14 protein-coding genes are annotated in these 15,228 nt (G+C 62.2%); 6 read left to right on the forward strand and 8 right to left on the reverse strand.

The features are described from left to right. Positions 1-206: 206 nt before the first annotated feature. Complete coding sequence (locus ACVWZA_RS05770; RefSeq protein WP_183112902.1) at positions 207-788, forward strand: CC0125/CC1285 family lipoprotein; 582 nt, start codon at positions 207-209, stop codon at positions 786-788. A gap of 132 nt (positions 789-920) precedes the next feature. Here ACVWZA_RS05770 and secA read toward each other — a convergent pair whose 3' ends face one another. The 4 genes from secA to ACVWZA_RS05790 form a co-directional block, all read right to left on the reverse strand. Further along, a complete protein-coding gene (gene secA, locus ACVWZA_RS05775; RefSeq protein ID WP_457310217.1) occupies positions 921-3,656 on the reverse strand; it encodes a preprotein translocase subunit SecA in 2,736 nt (911 codons plus the stop codon). 98 nt (positions 3,657-3,754) lie between these two features. Continuing rightward, positions 3,755-4,102, reverse strand: a complete 348-nt coding sequence (locus tag ACVWZA_RS05780; protein WP_457310218.1) for a hypothetical protein — start codon at positions 4,100-4,102, stop codon at positions 3,755-3,757. Then, the gene (locus ACVWZA_RS05785) at positions 4,099-4,674 is read right to left on the reverse strand and encodes an energy transducer TonB (RefSeq protein ID WP_457310219.1); all 576 of its coding nucleotides are present in this window, start codon (positions 4,672-4,674) and stop codon (positions 4,099-4,101) included. The genes ACVWZA_RS05780 and ACVWZA_RS05785 overlap by 4 nt, the downstream gene beginning before the upstream one ends. A gap of 119 nt (positions 4,675-4,793) precedes the next feature. Then, positions 4,794-5,402 carry an energy transducer TonB gene (locus tag ACVWZA_RS05790; protein WP_457310220.1) on the reverse strand — a complete coding sequence of 203 codons (609 nt, stop codon included), beginning with the start codon at positions 5,400-5,402 and terminating at the stop codon, positions 4,794-4,796. A 216-nt stretch (positions 5,403-5,618) separates the two neighbouring features. On the opposite strand from ACVWZA_RS05790, the gene ppk2 reads away from it, so the two are divergent. Beyond that, positions 5,619-6,428 carry a polyphosphate kinase 2 gene (gene ppk2, locus ACVWZA_RS05795; RefSeq protein WP_457310222.1) on the forward strand — a complete coding sequence of 270 codons (810 nt, stop codon included), beginning with the start codon at positions 5,619-5,621 and terminating at the stop codon, positions 6,426-6,428. A gap of 355 nt (positions 6,429-6,783) precedes the next feature. Here ppk2 and ACVWZA_RS05800 read toward each other — a convergent pair whose 3' ends face one another. Next, positions 6,784-7,737: a transporter gene (locus tag ACVWZA_RS05800; protein ID WP_457310223.1), complete on the reverse strand. Its 954-nt coding sequence runs from the start codon at positions 7,735-7,737 to the stop codon at positions 6,784-6,786. Between the two features lie 54 nt (positions 7,738-7,791). Continuing rightward, positions 7,792-9,393 (reverse strand): inorganic phosphate transporter, encoded by a 1,602-nt coding sequence (locus ACVWZA_RS05805; protein ID WP_457310224.1) that lies wholly within the window; start codon positions 9,391-9,393, stop codon positions 7,792-7,794. 152 nt (positions 9,394-9,545) lie between these two features. On the opposite strand from ACVWZA_RS05805, the gene argJ reads away from it, so the two are divergent. The 3 genes from argJ to ACVWZA_RS05820 are packed head-to-tail and all read left to right on the forward strand — an operon-like array spanning position 9,546 to position 12,316. Further along, the gene (gene argJ / locus ACVWZA_RS05810) at positions 9,546-10,775 is read left to right on the forward strand and encodes a bifunctional glutamate N-acetyltransferase/amino-acid acetyltransferase ArgJ (RefSeq protein ID WP_457310225.1); all 1,230 of its coding nucleotides are present in this window, start codon (positions 9,546-9,548) and stop codon (positions 10,773-10,775) included. Between the two features lie 5 nt (positions 10,776-10,780). Next, entirely contained in the window at positions 10,781-11,392 is a 612-nt protein-coding gene (locus tag ACVWZA_RS05815) for a glutathione S-transferase family protein (RefSeq protein WP_457310226.1), read from the forward strand. Positions 11,393-11,410: 18 nt separating this feature from the next. Then, positions 11,411-12,316, forward strand: coding sequence for a glutathione S-transferase family protein (locus ACVWZA_RS05820; protein ID WP_457310227.1), 906 nt, complete (start codon positions 11,411-11,413; stop codon positions 12,314-12,316). A gap of 95 nt (positions 12,317-12,411) precedes the next feature. Here the strand turns inward: ACVWZA_RS05820 and ACVWZA_RS05825 are convergent, their stop codons facing one another. Beyond that, positions 12,412-13,800, reverse strand: a complete 1,389-nt coding sequence (locus ACVWZA_RS05825) for an aminotransferase-like domain-containing protein (RefSeq protein ID WP_457310228.1) — start codon at positions 13,798-13,800, stop codon at positions 12,412-12,414. A 118-nt stretch (positions 13,801-13,918) separates the two neighbouring features. On the opposite strand from ACVWZA_RS05825, the gene ACVWZA_RS05830 reads away from it, so the two are divergent. After that, complete coding sequence (locus ACVWZA_RS05830) at positions 13,919-14,779, forward strand: DMT family transporter (protein WP_457310229.1); 861 nt, start codon at positions 13,919-13,921, stop codon at positions 14,777-14,779. 112 nt (positions 14,780-14,891) lie between these two features. Here ACVWZA_RS05830 and trxA read toward each other — a convergent pair whose 3' ends face one another. Beyond that, positions 14,892-15,215, reverse strand: a complete 324-nt coding sequence (gene trxA / locus ACVWZA_RS05835) for a thioredoxin (RefSeq protein ID WP_457310230.1) — start codon at positions 15,213-15,215, stop codon at positions 14,892-14,894. Positions 15,216-15,228 lie beyond the last annotated feature (13 nt).

Here is a 15,228-nt window from a genome sequence, read left to right on the forward strand (position 1 = left end):
ACCCACGAATTGGAGGTGCCAGGATATGGGTAGATCGAAGAGAAAATTTCGATTGCGAAACGAGCTTGTTAAGCCCTTAGACATCTTACAGAAATTAAAGTGAAAAGGTAAAAATCCTTACCGGAAACTTACGGCTTTTAGATCGTTCCACCGTTAACGGCATATGCGGCTCGTTCAATCGCATATGGCCGTATTGGAGAAACCGAATGTCCGCCTCCCCGCTTCGCCGCCGTCTTGCCACCGCCGCGCTCGCGTCCGCCCTACTGGCTGTTGCCGGCTGCGCGACCGAATCCACCTATCGTCCGGCCACCGGATCGGGTTTTGCCCGATCGGGCTATAGCGATCGTCAGGTCGAGCCGAACCGTTATCTCGTCAGTTTTTCGGGCAACAGCTATACCTCGCGCGACACAGTCGAGCGTTATCTGCTGTTCCGCGCCGCCGAACTGACGGTTCAGAGCGGCAATGATTATTTCATCCTGACCGAGCGCGATGTCGATCGCCAGACCCGCACCTACTCCACGCCGTCGTTTGGCGGCGGTTTTGGCGCCTATGGCGGCTGGGGCCCGAGCTGGCGCTATTATGGCCGCGGCTATGGCTGGCGAAGCTGGAGCCCGTTCTGGGGCGATCCGTTCTTCGACCGCGACATTGATGTGCGCACGATCGACCGGTTCGAGGCGACCGCCGAGATCGTGACCGGCAAGGGCCCGAAACCACGCGACAATGTCCGCGCGTTCGATGCCCGTGCGGTGATGGATTCGATCGGACCGAGTGTGGTTACGCCCAAATAAGGGCCGACTTTACGAAAAGGGCCGCGCCGACCGAGGTTGGCGTGGCTCTTTTTTTGTTCCTGATGAAACAGTCACTCATCGTCATTTCCGCTTTCGCGGGAATGACGGCGAGATTTCAGGTCTGGCTCCCGGTCAAACCGCGCCGTGGCAATGTTTGTACTTGCGCCCCGATCCGCACGGGCATGGCGAATTGCGGCTGACCTTGCCTTCCCAGTCCGCCGGATCCTCACCGATATCCGAACCGTCGAGTTGCGGGATCGACAGCGGTGGCAGGCGCGTGGTGATCATGCCCGATCCCCCATCGATATCCATCGTGTCGTCGTCCCCGGAAAAGGGGTCGAAATGGGTGGTGATGAAATCGGGCAAGTCAGGCAGCGCCGGCGGGGCATCGTTCATACGGAATTCCGCATAGGCGATGGTCCGCGTGACATCTTCGCGGATGCTCTCGAGCATGCGCTGGAACAGCGAGAACGCCTCCTGCTTATACTCGTTGATCGGTGTCTTCTGCGCATAGGCGCGCAGATGGACGACCTGACGCAGCGCATCGAGCGTCGCAAGATGTTCCTTCCAGTGGTGGTCGAGATTCTGCAGCAGGATCGACTTCTCGACCTGGATCCAGGTTTCGGGATCGAGCTCGCTCGCCTTTTGCACGATCAGTGCGTCGGCGGCTTCGCGCACGCGTTCCTCGACCATTTCCGGATCGACCGCTTCTTCGGTGAGCCAGTCGTGGATCGGCAGGTCGAGATTAAGCGTCTCGGCGAGCTTGTCCTTCAGCGCCTCGACATTCCATTGTTCAGGATAGGAATTGGGCGGGCAGGCATCGCCGACAATCGCGTTGACCGTCTCGGCGCGCATATCCTCGACCACGTCGCCGACCGTGTCGGCGTCCATGATGTCGCTACGCTGTTCATACACGACCTTGCGCTGGTCATTCATCACGTCATCATATTCGACGACCTGCTTGCGCACGTCATAGTTGCGCGCCTCGACCTTTTTCTGCGCGGTCTCGATCGCCTTGGACAACCATTTCGATCCGATCGCTTCGCCGTCGCCGATATTGTTGCGCATCATCCGTGCGAACAGCGTATCCGGCCCGAAGATGCGCAGCAGATCGTCGTCGAGGCTCAGATAGAAGCGCGACAGGCCGGGATCGCCCTGACGGCCCGAACGTCCGCGCAGCTGATTGTCGATGCGGCGGCTTTCATGGCGTTCGGTTCCGAGCACGAACAGGCCGCCGGCGGCGAGCACGGCAGCCTTTTCGACCTCGATCTCGCTTTTGACCCGCGCAATGGCGGCGTCGCGTTCCGGCCCCTCGGCGATTTCGGTCAGTTCGTCGTTGATGCGGAATTCGAGGTTGCCGCCAAGCTGAATATCCGTGCCACGGCCGGCCATGTTGGTGGCGATGGTCACGACGCTCTTGCGGCCCGCCTGCGCGACGATATGCGCCTCGCGCTCATGCTGGCGCGCGTTGAGCACCTCGTGCTTCACGCCTTCCTTGACCAGGAAGTCGCTGAGCAATTCGGATTTCTCGATCGACACCGTGCCGACCAGGACCGGCTGGCCCTTGTCGGCGTGGAGCTTGATCTTCTTGGCGATCGCCTGGAACTTGTCGGCGGTGTCCTTGTAGAATTCGTCTTCCTCATCGACGCGCTGGATGTCGACGTTGGTCGGGATGGTCACGACGTTCATCTTGTAGATGTCGAAGAATTCCGCCGCCTCGGTCGCCGCGGTGCCGGTCATGCCCGACAGTTTCGGATACATGCGGAAATAGTTCTGGAACGTGATTGAGGCCATGGTCTGGTTTTCGGGCTCGATCTCAACGCCCTCCTTGGCCTCGACCGCCTGGTGCAGGCCGTCCGACCAGCGTCGCCCGTCCATCATGCGGCCGGTGAATTCATCGATGATGATGACCTTGCCGTCCTTGACGATGTAATCGGTGTCGGCCTTGAACATCACGATCGCGCGCAGCGCCTGATTGAGATGATGTACGACCTGAGTGTTCTCGAAATCGTAGAGATTCTGCCCCTCGAGCAGCCCGGCATTTTCGAGCATGCGCTCGACCTTCTCGGTGCCGTCCTCGGTCAGGATAATCGTCTTCTGCTTCTCGTCCTTCTCGTAATCGCCGGGGACGAGCTCCTTCACGACCAGGTCGACGCTCTTGTATAAATCGGATTTGTCGTCGGTCGGGCCGGAGATGATCAGCGGCGTGCGCGCTTCGTCGATCAGCACCGAATCGACCTCGTCGACGATCGCCATGGCGAACGGGCGCTGGACCATCGAGGCGCGTTCGTACTTCATATTGTCGCGCAGATAATCGAAGCCGAATTCGTTGTTCGTGCCGTAGGTGATATCGGAGTGATAGGCGTCGCGGCGCTGCGCATCGGACAAATTGGGGATGATCACCCCGACGGTCATGCCGAGGAATTTATAGACCCGGCCCATCCACTCCGCGTCGCGCGCGGCGAGATAGTCGTTGACGGTGATGACGTGCACGCCAAGGCCGGGCAGCGCGTTGAGATACACCGCGAGCGTCGCGACCAGAGTCTTGCCCTCGCCGGTGCGCATCTCCGCGATCTCGCCGCGGTGGAGCACGATACCGCCGACCATCTGCACGTCGTAATGGCGCTGGCCGAGTACGCGATTGGCCGCCTCGCGCACCGTGGCGAATGCCTCGGGCAGCAAATCGTCGATCTTGGTGCCGTTCGCCAGTTGCTCGCGGAACACCGCGGTCTGATTCGCCAATTCCTCATCCGACATGGCCGAGATGGTCGGTTCGAAACCGGCGATCTTGTTGACGATCGCACCGAGCGATTTGACGTAACGGTCGTTCGAAGAACCGAAAAGCGATTTGGCAAAGCCGCCGAGCATGGAGAATTCCTGTGGATTTAGGTTGGATCGCGGCGGGGCGTACCCCTGCCGTCGAAAGGAAAATGACGAGATGCGGCGCGAACCGGCGCCAGCGCGTCTTATTCGCGCGGTTTGCTCAGATAGAGCGGGACCAGAGCGAAGATCGCCAGATCCGGGGCGACGAGTGGCACCGTGGCGGTTGCGGCAAACCGGGGATCGGTGACGAGCGTCAGATAAGACCGGACCTGACGAACGCTGGCGACCTGTGCGGTGACCGACCCCTGCGCGCCGGCAATTGCGCCGGCACTCTGATGGAATTGTGCTTCCGGTGCGCGCACGCCGGAAATCGCGCCGGTAAGCGCGCTCAGCAGGGCAGAAATGAAAAGCAGCAATTGCATAGGTCTGGCGGCATGTAGTGCGCCGCCCGGCCTGCGTCCATCATTTACGCGCGACGCATGGGTTGTCATCTATCCTCGATCTGCCACTTCACCGGGCGAAGGGAGAATACCGTCCACATCGACCGACCACCGGCATCGCGCGCCGGGAAGAATTCGCCATTCTCGAGCGCCAGGCGGCAAGTCGCGTCGTCGAGCGATTCGGATCCGCTGCTCGACACGATCCAGCACCTCTGCGGCACGCCTTTGGGATCGACCGCTACGCTGACCGTGACGCGCCCCTCCTCCTCTACCCGGCGTGCTTCGGCCGGGTAGGAATCCTGCGGGAACCAGTCGCCCATATTGCCTTTCGGCACGGCCAGGATCGCGGGTTTGGAATAAGGCGGGTCCGGCACGCGCGGCACGGGCCGTGCGCCGGGACCGACCGGCTGGTCCGTTGGCGTCACGGGTACAGCGGCCGATGGGGTTTGCCCGGTCTTCTGGACGATCTTTGGCCTGGTATTTCCCGGGCGGTCGCGCGCCGACAGCAAAATGAACCCGATGCTGGCGACGATCAGCAAACCGCATATGGTCAGCACCGTGACCGTTATCCATCGCTTGGCTCCGGCAGTCGTTCCCGGCCGCGGATCGCTCGCCTCGCTCATGGGAAAGCCCTGAACAGTTTCGGCACGGCGATCGGCATGCAGGTGTCAACCGGCTTACCGTTCATGGTCATCGACGGCCTCTCGGCCAGGTTTGCGGCAGTCTGGCCATCGCCGCGTGCTTACTTCGCAACGAACTTGAGCGTCATAAAGCGAACCGCGCGCGCGGCGAAACCTGGCGCGGGACGCGGCGGTGTGACGACCACATCCTTGCGAGCCTGACGACAGGCGACCTGATCGATCCCGATACTCCCGCTAGATTCGACCACGCTGCACACATCGCTATGGCCCGACGCATCAAATTCGAGGCGCATTTTGACCGGGCGCGCATAATCGGCCGGCAACCTGGCCACCGTCAGATTCGAATCCAATGCGGCGGGGCTGAAATTGGGGTCGATCATCCAAGTCATGAAGGTGCGATAAATACCCGTCATGGGCATGCCACCCGCGTCTCTCGCCGGCTCAAATTTGAGACGTTGCAGCGCCAGCCGACACGACGTCGTGTCGAGCGCGGATGAGCGGCTCGATTCGGTTATCGCACAGCTTGTCGGTTTGCCGTCCGACGACACTTGAACCTCGATCGAGACGACGCCGGATTCATTCTTGTCCCGCGCTTTGAGTGGGTAATCCTCTGGCGAAATGATCTTTTCGACATTCAGCGCCTGAGGTTCTCTCGCCAACATCGGCGCCACGACCATTTGCATCGCGATCCCAATCGCAAGTGACAGCATCGCTGAATTCTCCCGTGTCCTGGTCCTCAATCACGTTTATGGAGTCCGCGCGTATCCGTCCATCTCCCGATCATCGATGCGACCGACCCTCTACAGGCCTGAGCTGATCGCACCAAAAGAGTTCACACGTCTGTCACAGCCCTCCGCCAGTTAACGGACTCAACGGTATGGAAAACCATCATTGCCTTCTCTCTCGGTCCGGGCTCCTCGGCCGAAATGGACCGCGTCAAACAGGAGATCGCCGACAGTTTCGATGAGGAGCTGGAAATGGAGATCGATGAAAGCCGGTACGAAACCCTGCTTGCCGATCTGGCGGATCATCCCGATCGCGAACAGGTCGAACGGCGCGTCTATTTCCGTGGGCTGGTCCGGCTCCAGCATGAACTGGTCCGGCTGCAGGACTGGGTACAGCACAAGAGGCTAAAGGTGGTCTTCATCTTCGAAGGCCGCGATTCGGCGGGCAAGGGCGGCGCGATCAAGCGCATCACTCAACGGCTCAACCCGCGGGTCTGCCGGGTGGCGGCACTCCCCGCCCCCAATGAGCGCGAGCGCACCCAACGGTATTTCCAGCGTTATGCCGCGCACTTGCCGGGAGCGGGCGAGATCGTGCTGTTCGACCGCAGCTGGTACAATCGCGCCGGGGCCGAACGGGTCATGGGCTTTTGCAGCGAGGAGGAATGCGAGGAATTCTTCCGTTCGGTTCCCGAATTCGAACCGATGCTCGTGCGCTCCGACATCATCCTGCTGAAATACTGGTTTTCGATCACCGGCGCGGAATGGGAGTTCCGCTTCAACATGCGCATCCATGACCCGCTCAAGCAATGGAAACTCTCGCCAATGGATGTCGAATCGCGACGCCGCTGGGAGGATTATACCCGTGCCAACGAAGCGATGCTGGAGCGCACGCACATTACCGAAGCGCCGTGGTTGGTGGTCAAGGCAGTCGCCAAGAAGAAGGCGCGGCTCAACTGCATCGCGCATCTGCTCGACCAGATTCCCTATGGCGATGTACCCAAGGCACAGTGACCTTGCCGGAGCGCGTGCGGCACGACGACTATATCCGCCAGCCCGTGCCGACCGAATTGCATGTGCCGGATCGACACTTATACAGCCTAAACGCGACGCTTTTGCCTTCGCCGCTCTGGAGCAATCCCGTTCCGACAATAAGAAAGAGCAAGCCGGTATAGATCCGGCAGAGCATGATATGCCCGACCCTGCGTCATAACTGAATCGCCGTCGGCAGCGGAACTGAAGGGATGGGCGGCGGGAGATATGTCACACCGGTATGTGTCAAATATTCGCTGCTACGTGAGCGCGAGGCTGATAGATAATTAACGATATTCCAAATGCTTAAATAGACATCTTGGGTAGCCATGGCCATTTAACGACGCATGAAGCCGAGCCGGCGCAGCAGCAGATAGGTCGCCACCGCCGCCCCTAGCGCCAGCAGCGTGGCGCCCATCGTGCCCATCGACGATGCCAGCGGCATACCACCGGTATTCATCCCGAAAATGCCCGTGACAAGGGTCGCGGGCAGCATCAGCGCGGTCATGATCGACAGGACGTAAAGGTTCTGGTTGGTGCGCTGCGCCGCCTGGATATCCAGTTCTTCACGCAACAGCCGCAACTGGCCCTGCACGGCGATGATGTCGCCGTCGAGCGATTGCAGGCGCTGCACCAGCTTCTCGACCGTGGCGAGCAGCGCTTCGGGCAGTTCCTCATCCTCCTCAAGCCGACGGAAGACCTCACGCATGCCGCCCAGCATCCGGTGGATCTGGGCAATGCGGCGACGGATGCCGATCAGGTCGCGGGTGGTCGGCGGATCACGTCCGTCGAGCAGCGCATCCTCGGCGATACGAACATCGTCGCTGAGCGTGCGGCTGATCCCTGAGACATTCTCGGTGATCGCGCCGACCAGCAGATCGAGCGCCGCGGCCGGGCCGGCGAGTGTCGGCATCCGCTCCAGCCGCTGACGCACGATATCAGCCGACCGGATCGGGTGCGACCGGGTAGTGAGGATCAGCGTTGGGGTCAGCGCGATGCGGAGTGCACCGATCCTTGCCGTGTCGGCGACATCGAAATCGCGCTCGAAATCATGCAGCACGCACCCGACCGTGTCGCCGTCGACCAGAGCACGCTGATGCGTGTCGGGCGACAGCAGCAATTCGCGCACGTCGATTGGCAGCGCCGCGCCTTCGATCCAGCTGCGCGTGCCATGGTCCGCGAGATTGAGGTGTAGCCAGCGCAGGCCGCCGGGCTGCGGCGCGTCGCAGGCTTCGACTGCGAGGTTGCCTGAGGTGGTGAAATCCAGCCCCCAGATCAATCCAGGTCGCATGCCACCAAAGCGCATGAGATCCGGAATAAGAGTCTCGCGCGTGACCCGCCCTTCCTACAATATCTGCGAGAAGAGCATGTAGAGACCGCCGGCCAGCAGGATCGACACCGGCAGCGTCAGCACCCAGGCCATCAGCATGTTGCGGATCGTGCTCATCTGCAGTCCCGATCCGTTCGCCGCCATTGTGCCGGCGACGCCCGAGGACAGGACGTGGGTGGTCGATACCGGCAGCCCGAGATGATCGGCGCCGAAGATCGTGCCCATCGCGACCAGTTCGGCCGCCGCGCCCTGCGCATAGGTCAAATGCGTCTTGCCGATCTTTTCGCCGACCGTGACGACGATCCGCTTCCAGCCGACCATCGTACCCAGCCCGAGTGCGAAGGCGACCGCAATCTTGACCCAGGTGGGAATGAAGCGGGTGCCCGCGTCGAGCGATTCCTTGTAGGTGGCCAGCGTCTTGCCGCTCGCCTCCGACAGCCCGGCATTCTTGTCCTTGTTGAGCCGTTTGATCGCCTCGGATGCGAGGTACATGTCGTTGCGGATATTGCCTACCGCCGCCGCCGGGACCTTGGTGAACGAGCCATATTCCGTGACCTTCTGATCGACATCGCGGATCAGCGTGGCCAGCGCCGGCACAGTCGCCGGCGTGAATTGCTTGTCGGCGATATAGTTGGTCACGACATTGCGCGCAGCTTTGGGCGATGCGCCGGCCGCGGGTCCGCCCAGCGTGTCGGTCGCGCCGACCGAATTCATGTGGAAATCAACCGAATATTTTGCCGGCACCGCGCGGTTCAGCGCATAGGCGGTCGGCACCGTCCCGATCAGAATCAGCATGATCAGGCCCATGCCCTTTTGCCCGTCGTTCGAACCATGCGCGAAGCTGACGCCAGTGCAGGTGAAGATCAGCAAGCTCCGGATCCACAAGGGCGGTGGCACACCCGGCCTGGGCTCCTGATACAGCGCCTTGTTGCGGATCAGCAGCTTCATCGCGAGGAACAGCAAAGCCGCGACGGCAAACCCGATCAACGGCGATACCAGCAACGCCTGACCGATCTCCGCCGCCTTGGACCAATCGACACCCGATGTGCCGCTCTTGCCGTGCATCATCGCATTGGCGACGCCGACGCCGATGATCGATCCGATCAGCGTGTGTGACGATGAAGACGGAATGCCCAGCCACCAGGTCGCCAGGTTCCACGCGATCGCCGCGAGCAGCAACGCGAAAACCATGGCGAAACCGGCATTGGAGCCGACCTGCAGGATCAGTTCGACCGGCAGTAGCGAGACGATGCCGAATGCCACCGCGCCGGTCGACAGCAGGACGCCGAGAAAATTGAAGAAACCCGACCACACCACCGCGACGTTAGCCGGCATCGCATTGGTATAGATAACGGTGGCGACCGCATTCGCGGTATCGTGAAATCCGTTCACGAATTCGAAGGCGAGCGCGATCAGCAACGCGACGAACAGCAGGATGAAGGGCAGATAGGCGGTTGCCTCGACCCCGACCGCGCTGGCATCGCTATAGACGCTGTACCCGACATAGAGCAGTGCGGCAAAGATCGCGGCGCCAAAGCCCAGTTTTCCGGCGACGCCCAGGCCCTTGTCGAGATCGGGTCGTCCGGGCGCGATACCTGCGGCGATCGTAGCGTTCATCGGGTCGCGGCCTTTGTCGATTCTATCCCCGGTACAAGCGGGTTATGACAAGCGCGTGTCGGGCAGCGGCCCCAGCCGCGAGCCGGCATGTAAATGACAATATCGGCGAAACCGCCGGTGACCTGTTTCGCAATCACGGTTATGGGGTTCGCATGACCTCGACCATCTCGCCGCTCGCCCCCGTCGGATTCCCCGCGCTTCCCGCCATCGCCGGCGTGACGTTGCGTATCGCTCGCGCGCATTACAAGACTTGGGATCGCTGCGACCTGACCTTCGTCACGCTTGATCCCGCTACCGTCGTTGCGGGTGTGTTCACACAGAGCCGCTGCCCATCGCCCGAAGTCGAATGGTGCCGCAAGGCGCTGACGCTCGGCGAGGCGCGCGCGCTGGTGGTCAATGCGGGCAACTCCAACGCCTTTACCGGTGATCGCGGCCGTGAAGCGGTCGAGAATCTCGCCGCGCGCACCGCGCAACATCTCGGTTGCCAACCCTCCGACGTCTTTCTCGCCTCGACCGGGGTGATTGGTGTGCCGCTGCCGATCGACAAATCGGAGGCCGGGCTGAACGCCGCCTTCACCGCTGAGCCCTGCGGCTGGGAAGACGCCGCCGCGACGATCATGACCACGGATACTTTCGCCAAGGGCGCGGTCACGACGGCGATCGTCGATGGCAAGACGGTCACCCTGGTCGGAATCATCAAGGGTTCGGGCATGATCATGCCCGACATGGCGACGATGCTTGGGTTCGTCTTCACCGATGCCGTGGTCGATCCCGCCTTTCTGCAATCGGCCTTGTCCGACGCCAATGTGAAGACTTTCTCGTGCATTACCGTCGATAGCGACACCTCGACCAGCGACACGGTACTCGCCTTTGCCACCGGCGCCGCGGGCAATGCCCCGCTCGTTTCGGCCGACGACGATGGTGCGGACGCGTTTCGTGCCGCGCTCGCCGACCTGTGCCGCCAACTCGCCCATCTCGTGGTGCGCGACGGCGAAGGTGCGTCGAAATTCATCACCATCGACGTGACCGGGGCGGAGAGCGACATGAGCGCGCACCGCATCGCACTCTCGATCGCCAATTCACCTCTGGTGAAGACCGCGATCGCTGGCGAGGACGCCAATTGGGGCCGCGTCGTGATGGCGGTCGGCAAGGCGGGCGAACCGGCCGAGCGCGACAGACTGGCGATCCGTTTCGGCGAGACGCAGGTCGCGCGCGATGGCCTGGCCGTGACCGGCTATGACGAAGCGCCGGTCACGGCGCATCTCAAAGGCAGCGATGTGGATATCGGCGTCGAACTCGGTCTCGGCGATGGCCGCGCCACGGTGTGGACCTGCGACCTGACACACGGCTACATCTCGATCAACGGCGATTACCGGAGCTGAGCCCGGTGCTGACGATCTGGGGGCGGCCCAATTCGCACAATGTGAAGAAAATCGCCTGGCTCGCCGCCGAAATCGGCATGCCCCATGTGCGCCGCGATGTCGGTGGTCAGTTCGGCATGGACGACGCCTATCTGACACTCAATCCCAATGCGCTGATCCCGACGATCGACGATGATGGTTTCGTCCTGTGGGAATCGAACGCGATCCTGCGTTACCTTGCCGCAAAATATGGACCCGACACATATTGGCACGACGACCCGGCGGTTCGGGCGCAAGGCGACAAATGGATGGACTGGCAGTTCACCTTTGCCGACGCGCAACGCGACGCCTTTCTCAACCTGGTGCGACTGCCGGTCGAGAAGCGTGATCCGGCGCGCATCGCCCGATCGGCAGCTGCCTGCGGGCGACATATGGCAGTGCTGGACGAGGCGCTAAGCGCGCAAGGCTGGTTGTCCGGCGACTGTTTCGGCATCGGCGATATCCCGATGGGCGTCTATGCACACACCTGGTTCTCGCTGCCGATCGACCGGCCCGCTGTACCGCATGTCATGGAGTGGTATGAGCGACTGAGGACACGCCCGGCCTTCGCGGCGCAAGTCATGATTCCGCTCACCTGAGGCGGCACGGAGAGAGCAATGCCCGACCTGATCCTGCATCATTATCCGATGTCGCCCTATAGCGAGCTCCTGCGCCTTGCGCTCGGCATCAAGGGCGCGGCCTGGCGATCGGTGATCATTCCCAATATCGCGCCCAAACCCGATCTGATCCCGCTGACCGGGGGTTACCGCAAGACGCCGGTGTTCCAGATCGGCGCGGATATCTATTGCGACAGCGCCATCGCGATCGAGGCGATCGAGGCATTCCAGGCCGAACCGAGTCTGTTCCCCGCGCCCCTCGGTCGGCTTGCCGCGCTGGTCGCTTTGCAGTCCGGCGGCACGACCTTCAGCCAGTCGGTCGGATCGGCGATGGCACCGTTCATCGATCGCATCGACGACGAATTTTTCGAGGATCGCAAAAAGCTGTTCGGGTTCGACCGCGAACGCGTGAGACGCGGTGCGCCGCACCTGACGGCGCAGTTCATCGGCTGGCTCGCGCGGATCGACGACGCGCTGTCCGATGGCCGCGCGTTCCTCGGCGGCGACGCGCCGGGTTATGCCGATTGCGCGGCGGGCATGAATGTCTGGTTCCAGGGCAATTTCGGATTGAAGGGATCGCGCACCGCCCCCTTCCCGCATGTCGGCGCGTGGATCGCACGAGTCGAGGCGATCGGCCATGGATCGCCGACCGACATGACCGCGCAAGAGGCGCTCGACGTGGCGCGGGATGCCGAGCCGATGGTCGTCGAACGGATCGACGAAGATAGCAGCTTCACCGCCGGTCAGCCGGTCACGGTGCGTACGGAGGATCCCGGCGCGGACGTGGTCGAAGGCAGGCTGGTTAGGCTGACGTCACGCGACGTCGCGATCCTGCGCGACGATCCGCGCGTCGGCACCGTCGCGGTGCATTTCCCGCGCATCGGGCAGATCGTCATGCCGGTTTGAGGTCAGCCGGGTGCTGGAAGCCGGCCGTCCCAAATTGGTCTGGGAGAGAGGTTTAACCGCCATCGATGCGAGTTGCCGACTCTCCGCCGACTAGCTCAACCGGCAAGGCATGTCCGCAATGTTTCGAAGAGGAACTGGTCCTCCGATTGCGCGACGTTGAAGCGCATGAACGGCGCGGCCGACTGCGCGACGCTAAACACGTTGCCAGGGGCAAGAACCACACCGCGTTCCACGCAGTAGCGCGCGACATCGGCGGAATCTTGTCCGTCGGGCAGGCGGCACCAAAGATAAAACCCGCCCCGCGGCATGATCCACGGCACGATGCCGAGAGCTGCAAGCCGATCAGCCGTCTCGGTTCGCGCCCGCGCGAGCCGCCGATGCAGGCCGGCCATATGCTTGCGATAGCTCCCGCCCGCGAGGACATTCGCGATCAATTCGGTCGCAGCAGGGCTCGGACCGCCAAAGCTCGTCGCCACCTGAAGGTCAACCAGCCCCTCTATCCAATCACCGCGCGCGGCGATGTAACCGCAGCGCACCGACGCGGAGAGCGTTTTCGAGAAACTGCCGATACGGATGACGCGATCGAGGCCGTCCAGGACGGCAAGGCGCGGAGAAGCAGAAGGCTCGAAGTCGGCGAAGATGTCGTCCTCGACGATCGTCAGATCGTGCGCGGCCGCGGCACTCAGCAGACGATGGGCCACCTGTGGCGACAAGCTCGCTCCGGTCGGATTGTGAAGCGCGGAGTTGGTGATGTAAAGCCGTGGCCGCTCCGCAACCAGTGCGGCCTCAAACGCGGCGGTATCAGGTCCGGTCGGCGTATATGGGATGCCGACGACCTTGACATGATGCGCACGGAGCAGCGCCTGAAAGTTGAAATATCCCGGATCATCGATCAACACCGTGTCGCCGGGATGCAGTAAGTAACGGCAGATAAGATCGATCGCCTGCGTGCCGGATCCGGTGAGCAGGAGCTGGTCCGATCCCGCATCGATTCCTTCTTCCGCAAAGCGGCCAAGCAACAGTCGGCGGAGCTTGAGCGAGCCGCGTGTGCTGCCATAATCGGACAGTAGCGCATCGTCGGCCCGCGCGAGTGCACGCAAGCCCTGTCGCAGCGCGCCGTTCGGCATCCAGTCTGCTGGAAGCCACCCGCATCCCGGCTTCAACGCCTCGGGATCGGCGTCGAGCGATTGGCGGGAAACCCAGAACGGATCCACCGCGCGGTCACGGCGCGGTCCCATCTCGCCGATCGACATTGGTGGCATATTTGCGCTGGTGACATAGAAGCCCGAACCACGTTTTGCGCGGATCAACCCTTCGGCCGCAAGCCGGTCATAGGCCTCGACCACGGTCGAGGGCGACACCCCCATGGTCTCGGCGAAACCACGCACAGAAGGCAGTCGATCGCCCGGCCCGATCGCCCGGCTTCTGACCTTGGCTCGGATTGCCGCCATCAGCTCTTCGGTTCGCGTCGCTTCACGATGCATCTTTATTCATCCCGGTTGTATGGATCCTCATAGCCATACACTTGTCCCACATTGTACCCAATTGTTCCTGTTGGTGCCATCGCTGGTCGCGTAGGCGTATCCCCGAAAGCGAGGACATATGGAACGGACTACCGCCGGCTGGGGAAGCGGGTTTCTGGGCGTCATCATCTTTAGCGGGTCGCTGCCGGCGACACGCGTTGCGGTCGCCGACTTCTCGCCGGTGTTCCTGACCTCGGGACGCGCAGTCGTCGCAGCGCTGATCGGCGTAATATTTCTGTTTGTGATGCGGCAGGCCAGGCCCCTACGCAGCGACCTCGTGCCGCTTGCGATCGTCGCGATCGGTGTCGTCATCGGCTTCCCGCTGCTGACTGGGCTGGCCCTTCGCCACATTACCGCAGCACACTCCATTGTCTTTGTCGGCCTGCTTCCGCTTGCCACCGCGATCTTTGGCGTGGTGCGGGGCGGAGAGCGGCTCAGGCCTGCCTTCTGGTTGTTCTCGACGCTCGGCGCAGCGACCGTCACAGGCTTTGCGCTGTACCGCAGCGATGGCGGATCGGTCGTCGGCGATATGCTGATGGTCGCGGCAATCCTGCTTTGTGGGCTCGGTTATGCGGAGGGCGCCACGCTCTCGCGGCGCCTTGGCGGATGGCAGGTGATCAGTTGGGCACTGGTCCTGGCGTTGCCGTTGATGACCGTGATCGCTTTGGCGTCGATGCCGGTGAGGTGGAGCAGCATCGGTGCGCCAGCCTGGGCGGGCTTCGCCTATGTCTCGATCTTCTCGATGATGCTGGGATTCGTGTTCTGGTATCGGGGCCTGGCGCTCGGCGGGATCGCGGGTGTCGGCCAGTTGCAGCTCCTTCAGCCCTTTTTCGGGCTGGTGCTGGCTGGCGTGCTGCTCGGCGAACCCGTTGCCTGGACAATGATCGCATCCACCGCGATCGTCATCCTATGCGTCGCCGGCGCCAGACGCTTCACCTGACCCTCTATCGACCATCGGGACGGGAAGCGCTTGGGTTTGAACAAGCGCGGTCACTAGTCGACGCCCCCTTTCCTGTCCTCGTAGGAAAGGGAGGGTCGGCTCAGTGTTCGGGTCAGGCGAGTTCGTTTTCGAGCCAGGCCTTGAGCTGGTTCTTCGGGCGTGCGCCGAGCAATTCGGCGACGGGAGCGCCGCCCTTGAACAGCTTGAGCATCGGGATGCTGCGGATGCCCATCTGCGCGGCGATATCGGGGTTATCGTCGATGTTGAGCTTGGCGATCGTCACCTGCCCGCCCAGTTCTTCCGAAATCTCTTCCAGGCTCGGCCCGATCTGCTTGCACGGCCCGCACCATTCCGCCCAGAAATCGACGAGCACGGGGCCATCGGCCTTGACGACGTCCACGTCCCAGCTCGAATCGGTAACCTGTTTGGTGGCCATGATGAAGTCTCCT

Source organism: Sphingomonas sp. UYAg733, assembly GCF_054057355.1.